At 57.5% G+C, this 20,975-nt stretch carries 19 protein-coding genes; 15 read left to right on the top strand and 4 right to left on the bottom strand.

The genetic code is table 11. The features are described from left to right. The 15 genes from DFR77_RS09505 to DFR77_RS09590 form a co-directional block, all read left to right on the top strand. Positions 1 to 219: RusA family crossover junction endodeoxyribonuclease (locus tag DFR77_RS09505; protein WP_113852113.1), on the top strand; the 219-nt coding region annotated here is incomplete at its 5' end. Next, the gene (locus DFR77_RS09510) at positions 212 to 517 is read left to right on the top strand and encodes a nuclease domain-containing protein (protein WP_003687981.1); all 306 of its coding nucleotides are present in this window, start codon (positions 212 to 214) and stop codon (positions 515 to 517) included. The genes DFR77_RS09505 and DFR77_RS09510, both read left to right, overlap by 8 nt. Continuing rightward, positions 514 to 897, top strand: a complete 384-nt coding sequence (locus DFR77_RS09515; protein ID WP_003690918.1) for a recombination protein NinB — start codon at positions 514 to 516, stop codon at positions 895 to 897. The genes DFR77_RS09510 and DFR77_RS09515 overlap by 4 nt, the downstream gene beginning before the upstream one ends. Then, positions 888 to 1,406 (top strand): HNH endonuclease, encoded by a 519-nt coding sequence (locus tag DFR77_RS09520; protein ID WP_003693459.1) that lies wholly within the window; start codon positions 888 to 890, stop codon positions 1,404 to 1,406. The genes DFR77_RS09515 and DFR77_RS09520 overlap by 10 nt, the downstream gene beginning before the upstream one ends. A 64-nt stretch (positions 1,407 to 1,470) precedes the next feature. Beyond that, positions 1,471 to 1,893 (top strand): hypothetical protein, encoded by a 423-nt coding sequence (locus DFR77_RS09525; protein ID WP_003690919.1) that lies wholly within the window; start codon positions 1,471 to 1,473, stop codon positions 1,891 to 1,893. Further along, positions 1,893 to 2,432 carry a hypothetical protein gene (locus DFR77_RS14165; RefSeq protein WP_003690920.1) on the top strand — a complete coding sequence of 180 codons (540 nt, stop codon included), beginning with the start codon at positions 1,893 to 1,895 and terminating at the stop codon, positions 2,430 to 2,432. Before DFR77_RS09525 ends, DFR77_RS14165 begins: the two co-directional genes overlap by 1 nt. Further along, a complete protein-coding gene (locus tag DFR77_RS09540) occupies positions 2,413 to 3,687 on the top strand; it encodes a PBSX family phage terminase large subunit (protein ID WP_047919159.1) in 1,275 nt (424 codons plus the stop codon). The genes DFR77_RS14165 and DFR77_RS09540 overlap by 20 nt, the downstream gene beginning before the upstream one ends. After that, positions 3,672 to 5,939, top strand: coding sequence for a portal protein (locus DFR77_RS09545; RefSeq protein WP_225577699.1), 2,268 nt, complete (start codon positions 3,672 to 3,674; stop codon positions 5,937 to 5,939). Before DFR77_RS09540 ends, DFR77_RS09545 begins: the two co-directional genes overlap by 16 nt. A gap of 237 nt (positions 5,940 to 6,176) precedes the next feature. Next, a complete protein-coding gene (locus DFR77_RS09550) occupies positions 6,177 to 7,373 on the top strand; it encodes a hypothetical protein (protein WP_003693452.1) in 1,197 nt (398 codons plus the stop codon). After that, the gene (locus DFR77_RS09560; RefSeq protein ID WP_003698268.1) at positions 7,370 to 14,677 is read left to right on the top strand and encodes a PLxRFG domain-containing protein; all 7,308 of its coding nucleotides are present in this window, start codon (positions 7,370 to 7,372) and stop codon (positions 14,675 to 14,677) included. Before DFR77_RS09550 ends, DFR77_RS09560 begins: the two co-directional genes overlap by 4 nt. Before the next feature lie 625 nt (positions 14,678 to 15,302). Continuing rightward, complete coding sequence (locus tag DFR77_RS09570) at positions 15,303 to 16,598, top strand: phage capsid family protein (RefSeq protein ID WP_003693441.1); 1,296 nt, start codon at positions 15,303 to 15,305, stop codon at positions 16,596 to 16,598. Positions 16,599 to 16,656: 58 nt separating this feature from the next. Then, positions 16,657 to 17,130 carry a hypothetical protein gene (locus DFR77_RS09575; RefSeq protein WP_113852114.1) on the top strand — a complete coding sequence of 158 codons (474 nt, stop codon included), beginning with the start codon at positions 16,657 to 16,659 and terminating at the stop codon, positions 17,128 to 17,130. A gap of 5 nt (positions 17,131 to 17,135) precedes the next feature. Next, positions 17,136 to 17,621 carry a hypothetical protein gene (locus tag DFR77_RS09580; protein ID WP_003693438.1) on the top strand — a complete coding sequence of 162 codons (486 nt, stop codon included), beginning with the start codon at positions 17,136 to 17,138 and terminating at the stop codon, positions 17,619 to 17,621. Beyond that, positions 17,618 to 18,271 (top strand): phage adaptor protein, encoded by a 654-nt coding sequence (locus DFR77_RS09585; protein WP_227719074.1) that lies wholly within the window; start codon positions 17,618 to 17,620, stop codon positions 18,269 to 18,271. The genes DFR77_RS09580 and DFR77_RS09585 overlap by 4 nt, the downstream gene beginning before the upstream one ends. A gap of 22 nt (positions 18,272 to 18,293) precedes the next feature. Further along, the gene (locus DFR77_RS09590; RefSeq protein ID WP_017146863.1) at positions 18,294 to 18,443 is read left to right on the top strand and encodes a hypothetical protein; all 150 of its coding nucleotides are present in this window, start codon (positions 18,294 to 18,296) and stop codon (positions 18,441 to 18,443) included. A gap of 36 nt (positions 18,444 to 18,479) precedes the next feature. On the opposite strand, the gene DFR77_RS09595 is transcribed toward DFR77_RS09590, so the two are convergent. From DFR77_RS09595 to DFR77_RS09610, 4 genes are all read right to left on the bottom strand, one after another. Further along, positions 18,480 to 19,331: a BRO-N domain-containing protein gene (locus tag DFR77_RS09595; RefSeq protein WP_003693432.1), complete on the bottom strand. Its 852-nt coding sequence runs from the start codon at positions 19,329 to 19,331 to the stop codon at positions 18,480 to 18,482. A gap of 159 nt (positions 19,332 to 19,490) precedes the next feature. Then, positions 19,491 to 19,658 carry a hypothetical protein gene (locus DFR77_RS09600; RefSeq protein WP_003688002.1) on the bottom strand — a complete coding sequence of 56 codons (168 nt, stop codon included), beginning with the start codon at positions 19,656 to 19,658 and terminating at the stop codon, positions 19,491 to 19,493. 154 nt (positions 19,659 to 19,812) lie between these two features. After that, a complete protein-coding gene (locus tag DFR77_RS14170) occupies positions 19,813 to 19,968 on the bottom strand; it encodes a hypothetical protein (protein ID WP_154017544.1) in 156 nt (51 codons plus the stop codon). Between the two features lie 649 nt (positions 19,969 to 20,617). Next, complete coding sequence (locus DFR77_RS09610) at positions 20,618 to 20,920, bottom strand: hypothetical protein (protein ID WP_003688003.1); 303 nt, start codon at positions 20,918 to 20,920, stop codon at positions 20,618 to 20,620. Positions 20,921 to 20,975 lie beyond the last annotated feature (55 nt).

Consider the following 20,975-nt stretch of genomic DNA (forward strand, 5'->3'; position numbering starts at 1 on the left):
GTGATCGATTTGGACAACGCCCTGAAGGTTGCGCTGGACGCGCTTCAAGGCGTTGCCTATCACAACGACAGGCAGGTGCGGCGCATTGCCGCCGAATATGGCGGCGAGCCGGTCGCAGGCGGCGGTTTGGCGGTGGAAGTGGGGGAGTTGGAGATGGAACAGACGGATGCGGCAGACGAGGGTTGGGATTTCATCGGACAGGAGGGTTGGGATGTCTAGCGCGATACGCAAAGCCGCCAAAGGCGGGCAATGCACGCCGAACATCGCGGGCGTGTGCAATGACAACCCTGAAACGGTCGTGTTGTGCCGTTTCCCGGGCGAGACGCACGGGGCGGGATTGAAAAGCGGCGGTTTGGGCGCGGGTTTCGGGTGCGGTTGCCGCCGCGGCGCGATCGACGGCAGGGGCGCAGGCCTAAGCCGCGAAGACAAAGAGTTTTATATGCGCCGTTCGCAATTGCGCACGATACGCCGCCTTGAAGCATTGGGGGTTGTCGGCGTGAAAGGCCGTCTGAAATGAACGGGGCGGAATTTACACTGACGCCCCAAAACAAAAAGCAGGTTATGCGGTCGATTTGGGACAGCCCGGACGGGTGGTTTGAAAACGGCAACCTTGAAATCACAATCCGCCCGCGCAAGTCAAAACGGAGCGTCGAGCAGAACAGGCGGCTATGGTTTTTGTATCGTGAAATTTCAGAAAAAGTTTTTATCGATGGGAGAAGGTTTAGTCAAGATGTATGGCATGAATTTTTAAAAAGAAAATTTATTGGATGTATTGAAATGCCTAACGGGCAATTAATGGGTATATCAACGACAAAATTATCAGTTCGGGAAATGTCTGAATATCAAGAAAAGATTATATCTTGGGCATCTATGGAGCATGGTGTTTTATGGGATTAACACAAGAGGTTTTAAAAGAATTATTAAGATATGATGACAATACGGGAAAGTTATATTGGGCGGAGCGTCCAAGAAAGTATTTCAATAGCGGTTTGCATTACAAATCTTGGAATACCAGATTTTCCGGCAAGGAGGTTTTCTTATACAAAGGCAGGTTGGGGTATTTGAAGTTAAAAATATTTAAGAAACAATATAATGCACATAGATTAATTTGGCTTTTTGTTTATGGGAAACACGCTTCTTCAATAGGCCATATCAATAGGGATAAGACAGATAATAGAATATCTAATTTGAGAGATGTTACACATGCTGAAAATATGAAAAATAGAGGGAAGTTTAAAAATAATACTAGCGGGCATACTGGGGTTTATTTCCATAAGCCGTCTAAGAAATGGCAAGCTAGGATTATGGTTAATAGAAAAAATAAAATATTAGGTTTATTTGAACATATTGAAGATGCAGTGAAAGCGAGAGAGGCAGCATCTAAAGATTTTGGCTTTGTAGTGTAACCGCCTGCAATCGCGGGCGGCGGCGGAGTTTGGAATCGTTTGGGATGTTTAGGAGTTTGATTTGATGTCGGGATTGTCGGATATTGACAAGGTGTACCAGGGGGTTGTGGATTTGCACAACGCGGAGCAGGTGGTCAGCCGCGAGGCTTTGGCGGAAACGACAGGCCTGAAAATGTCGGAAATCACTAAATTTACCAAGCTGCTGGTCGAGCACGGCAAAATCTACCGCGTGACAAGGGGGATTTTCAAGCCCGCCATAGGGTTTGGCGAGACGCGCCCCGTCAGCGTATCGGTATTGGATTCGGGGATGGGCGTATTGGAAATAGGCGATACGGTATTGCACCTCAACCCGCAGGAAATGCGCTCGTTGGGGGCTTTGATGTCGGGGTTCGGGCAGCAGTTTTCCAGTATTCAGATGGGGCGCGAGTTTTCAGTATTGCGGAATTATCTGGAATGTTCCGCCAAAAACGGGAGGTTGGACCTTTAATGCCGAGATTGTCAGATGAAGATTGGCGCAAAGTCGAGCTGGATTACCGGCGCGGGGTTTTGAGCATTGCCGAAATCGGGCGCAAATACAATGTTTCGGCGCAACACGTCGGCAGGGTTGCCAAAGAACGCGTGTGGACGCGCGATTTGAATGACGAGGTACAGGCAAAGGCGCGGGCGATGGTGTTGTCCGCGGACAAAAACGGCAATGCGCCGGATTATGCGGATTTCAACCTTAAACAAGTAACGGACGCGGAAGCGAAACGGGTTGCCGCCGTACAGCGCAGGCATCGGAATTTGGCGGAAAACCTGTCCAAAAGCGCGGAGCAGATTGTCGCGGAATTGTACGGAAGCCCGGAGGACACATTCACAAAGGCGCGTATGTTCCAAACGGTGGCGGCGGGGTTTAAGGTTTTGGTGGAAATCGAGCGTAAATCATACGGTATGGATACCGCGGAATCGAAGATTTCGGAATCCGCCAAGACGGCGGGCATCCGTATCGAATTTGTAGGGCCTGAAGATGACGGGAAAGACGGTTGATTTGAAATTGCCCGCAAAACTGGACGGGCTGTTCAAGCCTTGCCGGTACAAGGTTATGTACGGCGGGCGCGGCGGCGGCAAATCGCACGGCGCGGCATCCGCACTGCTGGCGCTGGGGGCGCAACGCCCTTTGCGTATTTTATGCGCGCGCGAAATTCAAAAATCGATGCGCGATTCCGTACACCGCCTGTTGAAAGACAAAGTGGCGCAGTTGGGTTTGGGGCATTTCTACGAAATAACCGACTTCGAGATACGCGGCGCAAACGGCACGCTGTTCGTGTTTTCGGGCCTGCAGTCGCATACCGTGGACAGCATCAAATCGTTTGAAGGTATCGACATCGTATGGGTTGAGGAAGGGCACGGCGTCAGTAAAAAAAGCTGGGACGTGCTCACGCCGACCATACGCAAAGAAGGTTCGGAAATTTGGATTACCCTCAATCCCGATATGGAGACGGACGAAACCTACCGGCGTTTTATCGCTATGCCGTCCGAAGACACTTGGCTTTGCGAAATCAACTGGCGCGACAATCCGTGGTTCCCCGAAGCATTGAACCGGGAGCGGCTCAAAGCACAGCGTTCGATGAGTAAAGAGGACTACGGGAATATTTGGGAAGGCAGGCCGCGCATGGTATCGGAGGGGGCGGTTTACCGGCATGAAATACAGGACGCTTTTCATTCCGGACGCGTTACACTCGTCCCTTATGATTCTTCTTTGCCCGTGCATACGGTTTGGGATTTGGGCTGGAACGATGCCATGACCATCGGGCTGGTGCAGCGCGATTTGACGAGCGTGCGCATCATCGGCTACATCGAAGACACGCACCGGACGTTGGACTGGTATGTTGCCGAATTGGAAAAGCTGCCCTACCGGTGGGGGACGGACTTCCTGCCGCACGACGGCAGGACGCGCAACTTCCAAACAGGCAAAAGTACGATGGAGATTTTGACCGGACTGGGGCGCAAGTCGGTTTTCGTGCAAAACGCGACCGGTATCGAAGAAGGCATCAGGGCGGCGCGGATGCTGTTTCCCAAAGTGTACTTCGATAAAGACAAAACAGCGCGGCTTTTGGAATGCCTGAAACGGTACGGCCGCCAAATACATGCGAAAACAGGCGTGGCAATGGGGCCGCTGCACGACGAATATTCGCACGGCGCGGATATGTTCCGCTACCTGGCGCAGGCGGTTGATTTAATGGATACAGGCAGCAATACGGGATACACGGAAACGCCCGTTTCGGATTGGAGGCTTTATTGATGGGGACGGACGTACCGGAAACAGGCGTATTGCCCGATAAAAACGGCGAACCGCTGACTATCGGGGAATACCGGCTGTTTGTCGGTGAAATGATGAACCAACCTGCATGGCGTGCCGTTGCCGACAAGGAAATGGACTACGCCGACGGCAGGCAGCTTGACAACGAGCTTTTACAGAAACAGCGCGAGTTGGGCCTGCCCCCCGCCGTTGAAAACCTGATTACCCCGACCCTGCTGTCGGTACAGGGATATGAGGCGACGATACGGACGGACTGGCGCGTGACGGCGGACGGCGAAACCGGCGGGCGGGACGTGGCGGACGCATTGAACTTCAAACTCAACCGCGCGGAACGGCAAAGCCGTGCCGACAAGGCTTGTTCGGACGCGTTCAGGGGGCAGATAGCCTGCGGCATCGGCTGGGTGGAGGTTACACGCAACCCCAACCCTTTCGAGTTTCCTTATGAGTGCGGCGTCATCCACCGCAACGCCATCCATTGGGATATGAAATCTTACAAATACGACCTGTCCGATGCCCGCTGGCTGATACGCCGCCGCTGGCTGCTGCCGGAACGCCTGGCGCAATTCTTCCCTGAATATGCCGGACACTTCAAAGCGATGGGGCGCGGCGGTTCGGACTGGCGCATCAGCGGGGAAATGCTTGACGGCGGCGGCAATACCGGACTGGCGGACGCTTGGGGTATTTCGGGGCGCAACACCGTCAGCGAAGAGTTTTGGTTCAATGAAACCACGCGCGAACTGGCGGTGGCGGAAGTATGGTACAGGCGGTGGGTAACGGCAGACTGCCTGCGCGACAAAAAAACAGGGCGCACGGTGGAGTTTGACGGCGCAAACCCAAACCATCGGGAGATGGCGGCAAACGGCGCGGTATTGTTTGCCGCTTCCGTCCCGCGTATGCGCCGCGCCTTTGTCGTGGGGGATTTGGTCGTCCGCGACGAGCCGACCCCGTATCCGCATCAAAAGTTCCCTTACGTCCCGTTTTTCGGATTCCGCGAGGACAACACCGGCATCCCCTACGGATATGTCCGCAATATGAAATACGCGCAGGACAACCTCAACAGCACCAACAGCAAATTACGATGGGGTTTGTCGGCAATACGCACGGTACGCACCAAAGGCATAGTCGATATGTCGGACGAACAGTTCCGCCGCAATATCGCACGGGTGGACGCGGACATCGTGCTGAACAAAATAGAGGCCGCCCAGCCGGGCGCGCGTTTCGACGTCAGCCGCGATTTCGAATTGTCGGCACAGCATTGGCAGATGCTTCAAGACAGCCGCGCGACCATACGGCAAATCAGCGGGATTACCCCGTCATTTATGGGCAACCGGGGCAACGCCACCAGCGGCAGGCAGGAAAGCATCCAAGTCGAGCAGTCCAACCAGTCGCTGGGGCTGGTTATGGACAACTTCCGCCAGAGCCGCTCATTGGTCGGCGAGTTGCTGCTTGCGATGATTATCGAGGATTTGGGCTCGGACGAGCAAACCGTCGTCATAGAAGGGGACGCAATCACGCAAGGGCGGACGGTCGTCATCAACAGGCCTGAAACCGACCCCGTAACCGGCAAGGCTTATTTGTCCAACGACCTGCAAAACATACGGCTGAAAGTGGCTTTGGAAGACGTGCCCAGCACCAACTCCTACCGCAGCCAGCAGCTGGGTGCGATGAGCGAGGCGGTCAAATCCCTGCCGCCCGAATATCAGGCGGCGGTGCTGCCGTTTATGGTGTCCCTGATGGACATCCCGTTTAAAGACAAAGTGATTGAAAAAATCAAAGAAGTCCGAGTGCAGGAAACGCCCGAACAAATCGAGGCGCGTATCGCGCAGGCGGTGCAGGACGCATTGGCAAAATCCGGCAACGACATCAAACGGCGGGAATTGGCGCTCAAGGAACAACGTACCGCGAGCGAAATCAAGGAAATCGAAGCGCGGGCGGTACAAATCGGCGTGCAGGCGGCTTATGCGGCCATGCAGGCGGGCGGGCAGATAGCCGCCATGCCGCAAATCGCCCCCGTTGCCGACGCGGTCATGCAGGGCGCGGGATATGTCAGGCCGGCGCGGGGCGACGATCCCGGCTTCCCCGTCCCCGCCATGCCGCCTGAAACGCAAATACCGCCCGAAGGCATCCCTGAAGCCTACGGCGCGGATACCGGCCCGATGACGGCCGTGCCGCCAAAGAGTGCGAATCACGCCCAAACAGGCATGGAAACGCCGACGGTGTCGGACAACCTCTGAACGCGGTACGCGGGCGGCAAAAAGCCTTTCGTTAAATGAAAGGCTTTTTTGCAACCGCCTTGCACGAAGGCGGTTTTTATTTGCCCCCGGAAATGGCCCGTCGGTGTGTTTTTTTTGTGTAACTTGTTGTTTGTTAATTGGTCCGGGGTTGCGATTTTTGTTTGTTCTTAACTTTAGGCGTTTGATTGGGCTTGGGTTTTTGCTTATTTTGGACTTTATTTGTTCGGAGGGTTTGCGATGGGTTTGTTTGAGCCGTCTGCCGGGGATTTTTGGGAGATGAAGGAAAAGGAGGAAAAAGAGAAGGCCCGGAAGGGGGCGGAGGAGCGGGAGCGGGCGGCGGCACAGGCGCACCGTGCCGATGCGGTGCGGCGTACCGTTGCGAATTATGAGGCCGGGCCGGCGCGTTATCGGAATGTGATGGATTTGAGCCGTAACAATATTGAGGATGGGGCGCGGCGGTTGCGCCGGGCGGGTGCTTTCGAACGGGGTGCGGATGCCGGTTTGGGGTTTTCGGGCGGCGATAAGGCGCTTTCCCCCGATGCGCGGGCCGGGGCGGATTTCGCGCGGCGCGATACGCGCCCGACGGATGCGGGCGGACGGACGCCGCCGCCTTTGGGATTTGACGGGAATGTGTATCGGGGCGGCAAGCCGGTGCGTGATTTTGACGCGCAGCGTCCTTTGGTGTCTTCCAAGCCGGATGCGCTGTCGCCTGAGGAGCGGGAGCTTTATAAGAGGGCGACTACGCCTCATGCGGGGGCCTTGAACGGTCAGTTGACGGCGGCGCAGCTTAATGCGGCGCGCGGGATTGTGGCGGAACATAATAAAAATGCGGCGGTCAGGGAATTGGGCAGGGAAAGGCTGGCGGCGGCTGCGGCGGAGAATGCGGCGAACCGTGAGGCGGTGTTGCAGAAGGGGCGGTTTGATGCGGCGGTTAAGGCGAACGAGGGTGCGTTGAACCGCGAGATGGCGCAGAGGAATGCGGACAGGGCGTTTGATGTGCAGCAGGCCGAGCTGGGGATGAAGCGGCAGGGGTTTGAGATGAAGCGTGAGGCGGATGCGCTGGAGCTTGAGGATAGGAAGCGCATCGCCGATTTGACGCGGGCTTATGGTTTTGCGAAGTCGGACGGGCAGCGCGGGGAGATTGCGCGGCAGATTGATGCGCTTAACGGGAAGTTTGAGCGGCAAGGGGAGAAGGGCTTTGACCCGAATGTGTTCAAGACTATCAGTTATGAGGTTGCCGACCCGGATACGGGCTTGACGGCGAAGCGCGAGGGGATTGTCGATTTGCGGACGGGCAAGCCTTTGGATGTGGAGTTTGCGGGAGAGCGCGAGAAGCGTTATGCGCAGTTGGGCTTTAAGCCGAACGGTCAGAAAACGGCCGGCGGTAAAATCATTTATGAGAATGAGAAGGGTGAGAAGAGGGTTGAGCAATGAGTGATTTGGTCAGATACGATCCGTTGGAACACGGGCGGCTTGCCGGGGGTTTGAAGGAGTACCGCGGCTTTACGCAAAAGGATGCGCGGGCGGCCGCCGACGATACGGCGTTGACGCGCGGGTTTAAAAATTCTATGCGTTCGGCGCGTATGGGGTGGAATGCCCTTACGGGCGACAAAGAGGAACTGGGCCGGCTCAAGGCCGAGGATATGGATTATCGGAAGATTCAGGAGGGGCGCAAATCCCAAGCGCGCAGGGAGCTGGGCGAGGCTTGGGAAAAGGGCGGGGGTGTCGGCGGCGGCCTGTCGAATGTGTGGGGGGAGCTTAAGAAGGACTGGCGCGAGAAGGGTTTGGACGGCGCCTTGGAAGATGTGGGCGAGATGGCGGGCGCGGTGCTGGAGCAGGCGCCCAATGCGCTTGTCCCGCTTGCTACGACAACCGCCGGCGGCATATTGGGCGCTTTGGCGGGCGGTAACGCGGCTGTCGGCGCCTATGCGGGCGCGACCTTGGGCAATACGCTGATGGAATACGGCGGGCAGCTGGACAGGGCGGCAGAGGCGGCGGGCGTCGACCCTGCGGACAAGGATGCGGTGATGGCGTTTATCGCCCGAGGTGCGCCGGGTGCGTTGAAAAATGCGGCGGTCAAGGGCGCGGTGGTCGGCGCGGCGGATATGGCGGCGATGAAACTTGGCGGCAGTATTTTGAATATGGGCAAGAAGGCCGCCGGGAAAGCCGCATTGGAGAAAATGGGTGTTGCGGCGGCGGATAAGGCGGCGGTTGCGGCGGCTAAGGGAACGCCTGAATTTGCGGCGCTGGCGAAGGAGTCTGCCAAGGGCGGTTTGGGCGGTGCGGCACGGCACGCGGCGGCTTATGCGACGGAAGCGGCCGGTGAGTTTGCGGGCGAGTATTTGGGTACGGGGCTGGCAAACGGGGAATGGGACGAGAAGGGGGCGGCTTTGGAGGCTTTCTCTTCTTTGGGGCATTCTGCGGTGGGGTTTGCCGGAACGAAGGCTTATGCGGCGGTAACTGACCCGCTCAGGCCGCCGGCCGGACGGAAGGCGGGTGCGCAGGGGGGTATCGGGGGCAACAGGAAGGCGGGCAGGCCGGCCCCGGAAGGGGCGCAGGCGTTGCGTGCGGCGGCACAGGCGGCTGCGGACGGCGGCGCGGAACAGGGCGGCGCGGGTTTTGATACGGCGCATCACGATCAGCCGCATCCGGCTTTGCGGCAGTTTGCGGACCGTACGAAGCAGGAGGGGGCGGGGCGGTTTTTCAGCGGCCCTGCCGACGGCAATACGCCGCACGCGGAGGAATTGGCGCGCGGGACGGAAAAACAGCCGGATGTTTCGGGTATCCCGTCGGAGGACGGGGCGGAATTTTTGGATACGGGCGTGATGCCGGACGGTTTGGCGCGTCAGTATGCGGACATGGCGGCCGAATACCGGGCCAAGCCGTCGGAGGTGATAGGGATTAATCCGGATGACGGTGCGGTTTCTGCGGCCGCTGCTTTGGCGGCGGATTCGGGCGCGGCTGTGCCGCCTGCGGTGTCTGATGATGTGGAAACGCCGCCGGTTGCGGATGATGTGCCGTCCGGACGGTCGGCGGGCGCGGACAGGGGCGGTGTTCCGTCCGCTTACGGCAATGTGCGCCCCGGCGGTGCGCCGCGCGGTGCGGCTTCGGTTGCGCCGGGCGGTTCTGCCGCCGCTGCTTCGGGCGGGATTGCGCGGGTCTCGCCGCTGCCTGCGGGCCAATATTTCGACGGCTTGGATACGCGCGGGCGCAAGGCTTTGGCGAAGGAGGCGGGCCTTGATATTAAGGGTGTTGCGGATTTCGGGCAAATCGCCGCGCCTGTGCGCCGAAAAATCGAGCAGGCGTATCACGCGCGGATTGAGGCGGATTATCAGGCGGCTTCCGAAGCCAAACAGGGTTACCTGCCGCCGCCCGTGCGTATGGCGGATGCCGTGCCTGTTCCTAAAAAAGGGTTTTCCGTCCCTGCCGATGCGTTGGATAAGGAATCGCGCAGGCGGTTTGACGCGCTGCCTGAATGGGTGCGCCGTCATGCGCAGACGGTGGCGGACTATACGGCGGACGGGATTATGCGCCGGGAGGCGGGTATGGCGGATATGCGCGGACATTATCCTGAGGGTTTGGCGGAATCGGCCGGGGCTGTACGCGCTTACCGTGCGGAACATCCGGAATCGGCGGATGTGTTGGACAGGCTTAACCGTGCGGTTTACGGTTACCGCCGCAACAACGGTTGGAGCGTGCCGCTGTTGAGCCGCGAGGGGGAGCGTTTGCAGGGGGTTCGGACGGCGTTGCCGGATGACGGCGCGTCTGAGGCCGTTGTCGGCGGCGGCAGGGGTTTGACCCGGGCTTTACCCACGGAAGATAAGGGTTTGGCGCAGGATGTGCGGCAGGATGTGCGGCAGGGTTTGACCCAAGGCGGCAGGGGTTTGACCCCTGATGCGGGGGCGGATGCAAATGCGGCTGCCTTGCAGGGTTTGCCAGGGTCCGCCGCCGTTGCGTCCGGCAATGCGCCGGCCCGTCGGCAAAACTTACAGGTTCGGGCGCGCGCGGAAGGTGCCGCGCCCGGCCTGTCCGCGTCTGAAAACCTTGCCGGGACGGACGGCGGGAAACGTGCGCCTGTTGCGGGCAAACGCCCCGATACGGTGTTGCCGGTATTGAATCCGCAGGTTGCGGCTTCGGCGGGCAGGGTATCGCCTAAGAAACGGATGGCGGATGCGGCGGCGGACAGGCGCAGGCCGGAAAAGGCGGGTGTGCCTTTGGGGGGCGGCGAATACCGTTTCGAGCATACGGACCGCAGGCATATTGATGCGCTTGCGGGCGTGCCGGGCAGGTCGGGCAAAGGCGGGATGCCGGAGGAGTTTGCCGATATGGCCGGTCCTTCCAACTCTGACGACCTTGTCTCCGACGGCCGCCGTTATTTGAAGGGGCGGGAGGCGGAAACCTTGCGGGCGGGCGGTTTGTCGGAAGCCGTGCCGTCCGAGCCGGGTCGGGATTATCGTCCGACGCAGGAAGCAAGGGCGCCGGCCAAGGTGATGGCGCGGCCGCGCGATGCCGCCGCCGACGGCAAACCGGCGGGCAGGGCGCAGCCTGCCCGGGCAAAAGATACGCCTGTTGCGGGCAAGGCGGCTGCTGCAAAAAATGCGGCAACCGAAAAGCCGTCTTCGGATAAGGTGCGAAATATCGAAGCGGGAAAATCCCGCTTCGATGGCGGAAAGGGCAAGTCGGCCGCCGCACAAGGCGCGGCAACCGAAAAGCCGTCTGAAAAGACGGGCAAAGCCAAGCCTGAAACGTTTGCGAAAACGGCTTCGGACAATCCGGAAGAGGCACGGCGCAAGGCGCGTGTGTTGCAGGGAGGGCCTGTTTATACGGTGAAAGAGCGTCAGGCGCCGCAAGGTTTTAAGGCATTGCGCGAGCACGCCGAAAGCATCAAAAAACGCCTCGCCGAAAGCATAGGCGGACTGGCGGAACGGGTGGATGTCGCCGCCGTGTCCGAAACGGCGCCGGACAAGGCGCAGATGCTGTTGTCGCAGCGTGTGGAGGGCTGGTTTGACGGCAGGACGGGCAAAATCACGCTGGTGGCGGAAAACCTTACGCCCGAACGTGCGGTATGGGCGGCGTGGCACGAGCTGGGGCACAGGGGCTTTGCGGCGGATGGTTTCGCCAAGTACCGTGAAGAATTGGAACGTGCGGACGGCAACGGCCTGATTCGGCGCATTGCGGACGCGGTGCAGGAAGGGCGCGAAGGCACGGGCGATGCGGCGGCCTCGGTGCGCCCCGCCGCGGTGGAAGAGGCGGTCGCGGAGCTTTATGCGGCGCAGCGTACCGGCGGTTGGGCGGGCATTGAAAACCGTTACGGCGTGAAGGTCGGCAACGGTTTGAAACGCGGCATTGCGGGCGTCTTGGCGCGTATCGGCGCCCTGTTGCGCCGTGTGCTGCAACGCCTGGCGGGCAAGGCCGGCGGTGCGATGTCGGACGCGGATGTGTTTGCGATGCTGGCGGATTTGCACGGGAATGTGGAAGGGGCGCGGGATGCGCCTTGGGGCGGCAATCATCGTGCAGTGATGTTCGCGCGGGCCGAAGACGGTGCGGCGGAACGTTCCAAGTCGGAAAGCCTTGAGAAGCTGCGCCGTGCGGAAACCATCCGTATCTCGGGCAGGGAGGTTCCGGAAGGCGGCAATTTGCGCGAATATAAGCGCAATGCGCTGGAATACGGCAAATCTTTGCGCGGGCCTTATGTGAATAAGGACACGGGGCGTGAAATCAGTTTGGGACGTTCGGGCATCACTGAAATATTGCGTCACGACTATAAGGACGCGGAACATTTGCAGAGTATCGCGGCAATTCCGCAGATTATTGAGAATGCGGTGTATATCGATACGCTGCCGAACGAGGATTTGGCTAAGAACGGCGATATTCAGGGTTATGAATATTATGTTTCGGGACTGAATGTCGGCGGTGCGGATTACACGGTAAGGGCTGCCGTCGCGGTTAGCAGGAACGGTAACCGCTATTACGACCATAAGCTGACGAAAATAGAAAAAGGCAACTTGCTTTCATTACTTGACCGCGTATCAACTACGGGAGCCTCTGAAAGCAAATCGCCTTTATCGGGCATTGATGATAAACGCCTGTTGCAGATTTTGCAAGACAAAGATGCGGGCAAGGGCGGCATTGCCGATTTTGACACGGAGGCGGTGCGTTTTTCCCGTGCGGCGAACATCGGGGCCGCAATCAGCCGTATAACGGGTAAAAAATCCGATTTGAGAAACGCGCTGAAAGACCGCTGGGATGCTTCCAAGGGGATTCAGCTCCAGTTTTTGGGCAGGCGGCAGATCGAGGACATTTACGGCGGCGTTTTGGACGGCCTGAAGGAATACGGGCGTTTGTCGGAACTCTTCGGCGCGGATGCGAACAAGGCGGTTACGGAGGCGGACAAGGTTGTCAGGGAATGGGGCAGGTTGAAGGAGGAGGATGCGAAAGCGCTTGCGGATCTGATGCACGATGCGACGCTGGCGAAGGTTGATGCCGACCCGCTGATGCGAAAGGATGCCCGGGGGCGTTTGGACGGCATCCGGACGGCTTTGGATATTGCGGACGGTAAAATCGCGAAGGCGGAGGCGGCCGTTGCTTCCGCCGGTGCGCGTACCGCGCGTGCGGATGCCGCGGTACGGAAAGCGCAACGGGCGGCGGATAAGGCGGCTTATGCGCTGGAGAAGGCGCAGGAAAAACACGGTCGGGAAATTTTGGCGGATGAGGCGGATATACGCCTGCGCCGTCTGTTTTATGCGGATTCGGAGGCGAAGCGGGCGTTGAGGCGCGCCGAGGCGGATGCGGCGGCGGAAAATCAGGCCGGGGCGGATGCGGTACGGATGTTGGAGCAGGCGCGCGCGGATGTGAAGCGTTTGGAAAAGGATGAGGTTGGGGCGCAAAAGGCTTTGGAGGGGCTTGCTTTGCTGAACCGCCGTTTTGCCGGGCTGCCTGATGCGGCGCAGAGGGTGTACCGCAAGGCGCGGGATGATTATAGGGCGCATTTCGGGCAGGTGCGCGATGCGCTTGCCGAGCGGTTGGCGCGTGCGGGGCAGGATGCGGAAACGGTGCGCCGCCTGAAGGAGCGTTTTGACAACGAGCTGGGCGGTGTGTATTTCCCTTTGGCGCGTTTCGGCGATTATCTGGTGGTGGTCAAGGATGCGGACGGGAATAGTGCGAATGTGTCCCGCGCGGAAACTTTGAGCGAGGCGGAGAAGCTGCGCGATGCGCTGAAGGCTGATTTCGGGCCGGGGTTTAAGGTTTCGCCCGTGATGAAGTCCCGGGATTATATCCGAAGCCGCGATGCGGTAAGCGGCGGTTTTATGAGGGAGCTGGGAGAGGCTGTCGGCAGGATGGATTTGGATCCGGCGCAACGGGCCCGATTGAACGATACGCTGACGCAGCTTTATTTGAACTCGCTGCCCGATACGTCTTGGGCGAAACACGGCATCCACCGCAAGGGCGTGCCGGGCTTCAGCGATGATGCGAGGCGCGCATATGCGCAGAATATGGGCAGCGGTGCGAATTATCTGGCGAAGTTGCGCTATGCGGACCGTATGGCGGAACAGTTGGATGTGATGCAGGATTTTGTGGACGGGCGCAAATATGAGGAGGGTTTCGACCAGCGTCAGTTGCAGCGTGTGGCGGATGAGATGAGGAAACGCCACGAGGCGGTGATGAATCCGAATCCTTCCAAGCTGGCGCAGGCTTTGACGGGCTTCGGCTTCTTGTGGATGATGGGGATGTCGCCCGCTTCTGCGGTTGTGAACCTGTCGCAGACGGCAATGGTGGCTTATCCGGTGATGGCGGCGAAGTGGGGTTATGCCGGTGCGGCGCGGGAATTGCTGCGGGCTTCAAAACAGATCGGGCTGAGGTTCGGGGAGAAGTTCAATACGATTGAGGACAGTTTGAACGGGGATGAGAAGGCGGCGTTCCGAAAGGCGGCGGATTACGGTGTGATCGATTTGTCGCAGGCGCATGATTTGGCGGGGGTGGCCAACGGCGACCCGGGGTTGGCGGGGTCGGCTTGGCAGAAGGTGATGGATAAGGCGGCCTGGCTGTTCCATCATGCGGAGAAGTTTAACCGCCAGGTTACGTTTGTCGCGGCCTACCGTTTGGCGAAACGGGCGGGGGCGGACAGCGACGCGGCTTTCGAACAGGCGAAAAAGGCGACGTATGACGGGCATTTTGACTATGCGGCGCAAAACCGTCCGCGCTTTATGATGGGCAATGCGGCGAAGGTGGTCTTCCTGTTCAAGCAGTATTCGCAGAATATCCTGTATGCGCTGGGGCGCAATGCGTACCTTGCGTTTAAGGGCGATAAGCAGGCGCGTAAGACGCTGGCGGGGCTGTTGGTCTCGCATGCGATGGCTTCGGGCATCTTGGGGCTGCCGTTTGTGTCGACGCTGCTTGCGGTGGCTTCGATGTTGGGCAGTGACGACGATGACCCGTGGGATGCGGAAGCGGCGTTGCGCAATATGTTGGCGGACACTTTCGGGGATAAGGCGGGCGAGGTGTTGGCCAAGGGGTTCAGCCGCCTGACGCCGCTGGACGTGTCGGGGCGTTTGGGTTTGGACCAGTTGGTTTTCCCCGATATCCAAGACGGTTTGGAGGGTAAGAAGTGGGCGGAATCGCTGGTGGTCGGCAGTACGGGCGCGGTGGTCGGCGCGGGTATCGGCGCGGCGGACGGCGTGCGGACAAGGTCATCCGTGCCAAGGACGGCAAACACACTATCCCTTATGAAAAGCTGGTAGAGGCGCGCGAGGCGGAAAAGTCGGCGAAAGCCGAAGCCCAAGCCTTGAGGGAGCGCATCGAGGAGCTTGAGAAGGGGGCGGAAAAACCCGGAGTGGAAACGGCTGACGGTTCCGATAATTCGTTGTTCGGGGATTTTTCCGACGAGGATGTGAAAAAGGGCGTGGAAAAGCTGATTCAGGAGAAGCTGGCGGGTTATGAGGCGGACATGAAGCGGCAGGAGGCGGCAAAGGCGCATTACCGCGAAATCTATACGGCGCACCCCGATGCGGATTCGATTGTGGAAAGCCGCGAGCTGGAGGAGTGGCTGGATGCGCAGAACCCGCTTGTCCGCAAGGCGTTTAATGACGCGCTTAAGGACGGGACTGCCGCCGAGGTCATCGGGGCGTTCGATATGTTTAAGGCGGCAAAATCCGCCGCCGAACCGGAAAGGCCCGCCGAAAAGCCGCCTGCCGGGAAGAATACGCCCAATACGCTGTCGGATATTCCGGCGGGGCGCGACCATACGGCTTCGGACGGCCCGCCGGATTATTTGAGTGGCAACGCGCTGGCGGAAAAACTGGCTTCCATGACGGAAGAGCAGGTTGAGAAGTTTTTAAATTCTTGAGTTTTTGAGGGAGGCTCTTTATGGCACAAAAGACGAATACGGCCTACGGCGACCCGCAGGCGATGATGAAGCAGGCGGCGGGGCTGTTTGCGATGCATATGCAGCGCAACAGTACGCTGAACCGTTTGGCGGGCAAGATGCCTGCCGGTACCGCGGGTGCGGAGGCGACTTTGCGCAAACAGACGACCCAGCATATGCCGGTCGTGCGCTGTCAGGATTTGACGCGCGGCATGGGTGACGAAATCCGTTTCAATTTGGTCAACCCTGTTTCCGCCCTGCCGATTATGGGCGACAACACGGCGGAAGGCAGGGGCGTGGGGATGAGCCTGTCGGAGGCGGGTTTGCGTGTGAATCAGGCGCGTTTCCCCGTTGACGGCGGCGGCACGATGACGAATCAGCGCAGCCCTGCCGATTATCGCGCGCTGATTCGTCCGGCGGCGCAAAGCCTGATGGACCGTTATGCCGACCAGACGCTGTTGGTGCATATGGCGGGCGCGCGCGGTTTTCATGACAATATCGAATGGGGCGTGCCTTTGGCGGGCGACCCGAAATTCAATGATTATGCGGTCAATCCGGTCAAAGCCCCGTCCAAAAACCGCCATTTTACGGCTTCGGGCGATGCGGTAACGGGCGTTGGGGGCAACGGCGGCGAGTTGAAGATTGCCTCTACCGATTTGTTTACGATGGATACGGTGGACAGTATGCGTACCGTGCTCGACCAGATTCCGCTGCCGCCGCCGATTGTGAAGTTTGAGGGCGACAAGGCGGCGGGTGATTCGCCTTTGCGCGTGTGGCTGCTTTCCCCGGCGCAGTACAACCGTTTTGCCGCCGATCCGAAATTCCGCCAGCTTCAGGCTTCGGCAATCGCGCGCGCCTCCCAGGCAAATCAAAATCCGCTGTTTTTGGGCGATGCGGGTTTGTGGAACGGCTTTATCCTGGTGAAAATGCCGCGCCCCATCCGTTTCTATGCGGGCGATGAGATGAAGTATTGCGCCGATAAGTTCAGCGAGGCGGAATCGGGCTTGAAAATCCCGGCTTCGTTTGCGGACAAGTTTGCGGTCGACCGTTCGGTTATTTTGGGCGGCCAGGCGGTGTTGGAGGCGTTTGCGAATACCGGCAAACACGGCGGTATGCCTTTCTTTTGGTCTGAGAAGGAGCTTGACCACGGCAACCGTGTGGAAACGCTCGTCGGTACGATACGCGGTGTGGCGAAAACGCGCTTTGCCGTGGATGTCGGCGGGGGCGCGAAGGAAATTACCGACTACGGCGTAACGGTTGTGGATACGGTGGTTCCTTTGCACGGCGGTATCCGCTGATTCGAATGCCGCTTGAAAGGGCGGCTTTTCCTATTTGTCGAGTTGGGGGGGTTTTTTTATGGCTCGGATTCATGTGAGAAACAATGGCGGCAACCGTTTCGGCGGCGTGCCTTACGGCAATCTGGCGGCGGAGCATTACCGTATCGTTGCGAAGCAGGACGGTGCAATCTTGGGGGCGGATGCCTACGGGCCGCCCAAGGATGGCGATGTGTTGGCGCTGGGTGTCTTGGAACAGGGTTTCCGTTTGGATGACGCGCAGATTATTGTGAAGACGGCGATGTCTTCCGGTATCACTGCCGATGTCGGCTTTGCGTATGCGGACGGTGCGGATGATGCGCACGTGCCTCAGGATGCGGCTTATTTTGCTTCGGGCGCGGATTTTGCGTCTGCCGGGCGTATCCGCTGCCAGTCTGCCAAACTGGTTACGCTGCCCAAGCAGGCTTTGCTGACGGTTACGCTTAAAGGGGCGGAAAATAAGAAGGCCGCCGATATCGATATTTTGATTTACGGCGAGAAGTTCGGCCAGTTGTAAGCGGAATGAAACGCCGCCCGGGGATTTGCCTTTGCGGCGTTGCTGTATTTGACAATGCCGTCCGGACGGCGGCGGGGGGTTGGATGGATAAGGTTTTTATCAAGTATATCGGCGGGCGTGCCGTGTGGCGCGACCGTATCTATCATACGGGCTTGGTTTTCGAAGACGGCCAGGTGCGCGAGGTGTCGGCCGGGGCTGCGGCAAAGTTGTTGCGCCACGGCGATGTGTTTGCCGCCGTCCCGGGCAAACGCGTGGAAAAGGCGGATGATACGGAGGCTTTGGAAAAGGCGGGCGCTTCGGAACTCGAACGGGAAGCGGCGGCGTTTGACGCGGTGCAGGATGTGATCCTGCAAATCAACCGGATGGGCAAGGACGAGCTTGAACTGTATGCGAAGGCGAATTACGGCCAGGGTTTGGATAAGCGCAAATCGGCGGAGAATTTGCGTGAGGCTGTGGTTCGGATGGTTCGTCAGTTCGGTATCGCGCAATGAATTTGAAGGCTTTGATTGCGCGTTTCCGCGTGCTTGCCAATGATAAGGCCGAGCCGTATTTTTGGAGCGACGAAGAGGTGTCGGGATGGTTGAACGATGCGGTTCACGAGGCGTGCCTGCGCGGCCGGCTGCTGCATTCGGACGATGCGTTTGTAACGGATGTGGAAAAAGGGCGGCCGCTTTATGCTTATGCGGCATGGGGGTTTGCGGCGGGTTATGCGTATGAAATCGACAGTATCCGTTTTGTGTCCGACGGCAAGCCGGTGTGCCTGAAGTTGGTTTCGCCGGAGGCGGCGGATGTTTGCGCCCCGGGTTGGCGCGACGGGGCGCAAACGGGGCTGCCGGTTTATGCGGTGCAGGGCGACGGGAAGCTGACGCTTGCGCCTGCGCCGGACCGTGACGGCAGGTTGTTTGCCGGGGGTATTGCCTGCCGCGGGATATGGCGGGGGACGGGGACGAGCCGGAAATCAATTCCATACATCATCGGAATTTGGTTTATTGGGCTTTGGCGGAGGCTTTCAGTATCCCGGATGCGGAGACTTTCGACCCGCAGCGTTCGGAATCGGCAAGGAGGCGTTTCGAGCTGTATTTCGGCCTGCCGGCCGACAGTGATTTGCGCCGTATCACGCGTGAGGATGCGCCGCACCTGAACAGGCATTTTTGGATTTGACGATGAGTGCTGAAGAGTTTTGCAGGAAACAGATCGCCTATTGGCTGAACGAGAGCCGCAAGGCATCAGATAACGCCGATTTGAAGGCCTTTGAGTTCGCCGGACGGGAATTGGCGGATTATCGGGAAATGTCGGAACGCTATGCCGCGTGAAAAATGCCGTCCGAAGATTCAGACGGCATTTTCCGTTTACCTTACCGCAGCCTTGCCGTAAATGCCTTCAAGACATGCGGCTATGCGGCCGGAGGCGTCTTTGTCCGCATATCCCCGCAACACTTCGAGGGCCGCGGCGGATCTTTTCAGGATTGGACGGGTTTCGTGCCAAACCGTCCACATCGTAACCGCCTGCCTGCAGCCGAGCTGCTTCAGCGGTGCGGAAACGTCTTTGCCCGATTCAATCATCCGTGTGCCGTAATAAACCATAGCGGCAATGTCGGCCAAAGCGTTGCCGCTTATGGGCAGGGCGGGTTGCGGCGCGGGTAACGGTTCGCGGTCAAGGACTTCGCCCGTCAAGCCCGTGTGCAGTGTCAATGCGTGGACGTAGGCGACGGCTTCGGGCAGCTTCCCGGCGGGGATGCCTTCGATGGATTCGACGTTGAAGCGTTGATGTACCATACTGTACGCGGAGGAGTAGTCTATGCCTTTGCGCCCGGCAAGCGCGGCAACGGCCCGGCGCAATCCGGTACGGTCGTCGGCGGTGGTTTTTGGTCCGACTTGGCAGCCGCCTGTTTTGCGGATGGCGGGCAGGACGGTTTCCATTACCCATTCTTCAAACGCTTCTGCGGCAGGCTTGCGGGATTTGATAATCAAGCGGTAGAGATTCGGCTCGTTAATATAGGTCATCTCCTGTTCGCCGCTGGTGGTGGGGGTGTACCGTTTTGTTACGCCCCTGCTTTTGCAGTGCAGGTCAACCGTTCGGCGAGGGTTGGTGTAGCCTAAAATCTCGCAAACATCGTTTGCCAAAAACCACAACTCGCCTTTGTTATCGGCAACAGTACGGACGGAGTTTTGTTGAAAGTTTAAAACTTGGACAGCATTCATGATAGAATAGTCTTTCTTTTAGAGGTTATTTAAAAGACGCGAAAAGAGTTTTCCTAGAACTGCTTTTCACTTAACCGAACCAAGTTCCCGCTTGGTTCGGTTTTCCATTAACGGCTGTGCCGTTGTAAGAATAATAAACGTGGACACGTTCAAAGCCAATTACTTTTTGATTTTTTCTTTTATGATTGATTTAACCCATTGGGAAAAATCGAGATTTTGGGCATATTCCAAAAGCTCTTTTTCTGTTTCCGCATTAAACGAGACTTTTTTAATGACTCGTTTTTGCTCGTAACGCTTTCGGTTTTCTGCCAGTTTTTCATTAACCATAGGCAAACTCCTTGATTTTTTGAACTGCCTTTTGTAAGATAGGGACTGGGGCGGCGGCTACCGCCCCAGCCGGTTTTATCCGCTAATAGGCGTATCGCCTGCCAGCATCAAGATTAAAACCAGGATGAGAATTTGAAGGATGAGCTTCATTTTCCTACTCCCTGTACAAGCCCCGCTTCGGTGGGGCTTTTCCCGTATCGGCACCCGATGCGCCGATGAATTGAATTATAAACGTGGACACGTTCAAAGTCAACCATTCCCCCAACAAAATCAAAGAAAAATGCCGTCTGAAGATGGTTTCAGACGGCATAAAGAAGCCGCCAAGTTTGCGGCTTGGCGGCGGTCGGGCTATTTTAAGAACTCTTTTCGGATTTGTTCTTTAACCCATTGGGAAAAACTAATTTTATTTGCACCTTATTTGCACCTTTTTTTATAAATATAATTCAAATATTTAATTTATATATTAATTTAATTAAATATTACATGACCCCGCATCCTTCTAATAGTGTAATGCAGTAGTTACTCCAAGATTTTTGTATATGGCTGTTTTTATGGTAAATTAAATTTTTATAAGAAATAAATGTATTTAAATCAATAAAATAAAATTTAGTCGAATCCTGCCGTTTCCGCCGCAAAGCAAAACCGCCCTGATTCAGGGCGGTTCTTTTTTGTTCAGGTTGTGTCAATTACTATATAAAAATCATCGGTTTACGATGATTTTCCGTAACGCCCTGCAACAAACCGCAATCGGCAGACGCTTTTTATCAATGTTTTATGGTATTAATTTATATGGTCATTTTTGGGATGGGGACTTGCCATAATGGCCGAAACCGTTACTCCGTTTAATCCTGTTCGGGTCAGGGATGCGGGGAAGGCGGGTTTTATCAGCCGGTACGTTTTGATGTGAGAATGCCGTCTGAACCTTTGTTTCAGACGGCATTGCTATTGCTGATGCGACTTTATTCGCAATTCAGATTGCGGGTTTTTTCTGCAAACGAATCCATAGCGATTTGGCACATTTGCTTACGCTGTCCCAAATCGGCGGCAGGTAGGGCTTGGAATAGGAATTTGGTGTTGTTGCGTGCGAAATCTGCTTTGTTTCCGGCTTTGTTGTAACAGGTTTCGGTGCGTTTGAAATATTGTTGGCAAATCGGCGGCAGCTCGTCCATAGCCAGGGGTTTGCTCTTATGCATACCGTGTGCGGATGCGGGAAGGGCGGTTGCCAAAAGGATGCCGGTCAGGATGGTTGGAACAGTTTTCATATTATTGTCTTTCCGTAGGGTAAAAAACTAAAGATTATATGATTTATAGTGGATT

This window comes from Neisseria gonorrhoeae, assembly GCF_003315235.1.
In the GTDB taxonomy this organism is placed as follows: Bacteria; Pseudomonadota; Gammaproteobacteria; order Burkholderiales; family Neisseriaceae; genus Neisseria; species Neisseria gonorrhoeae.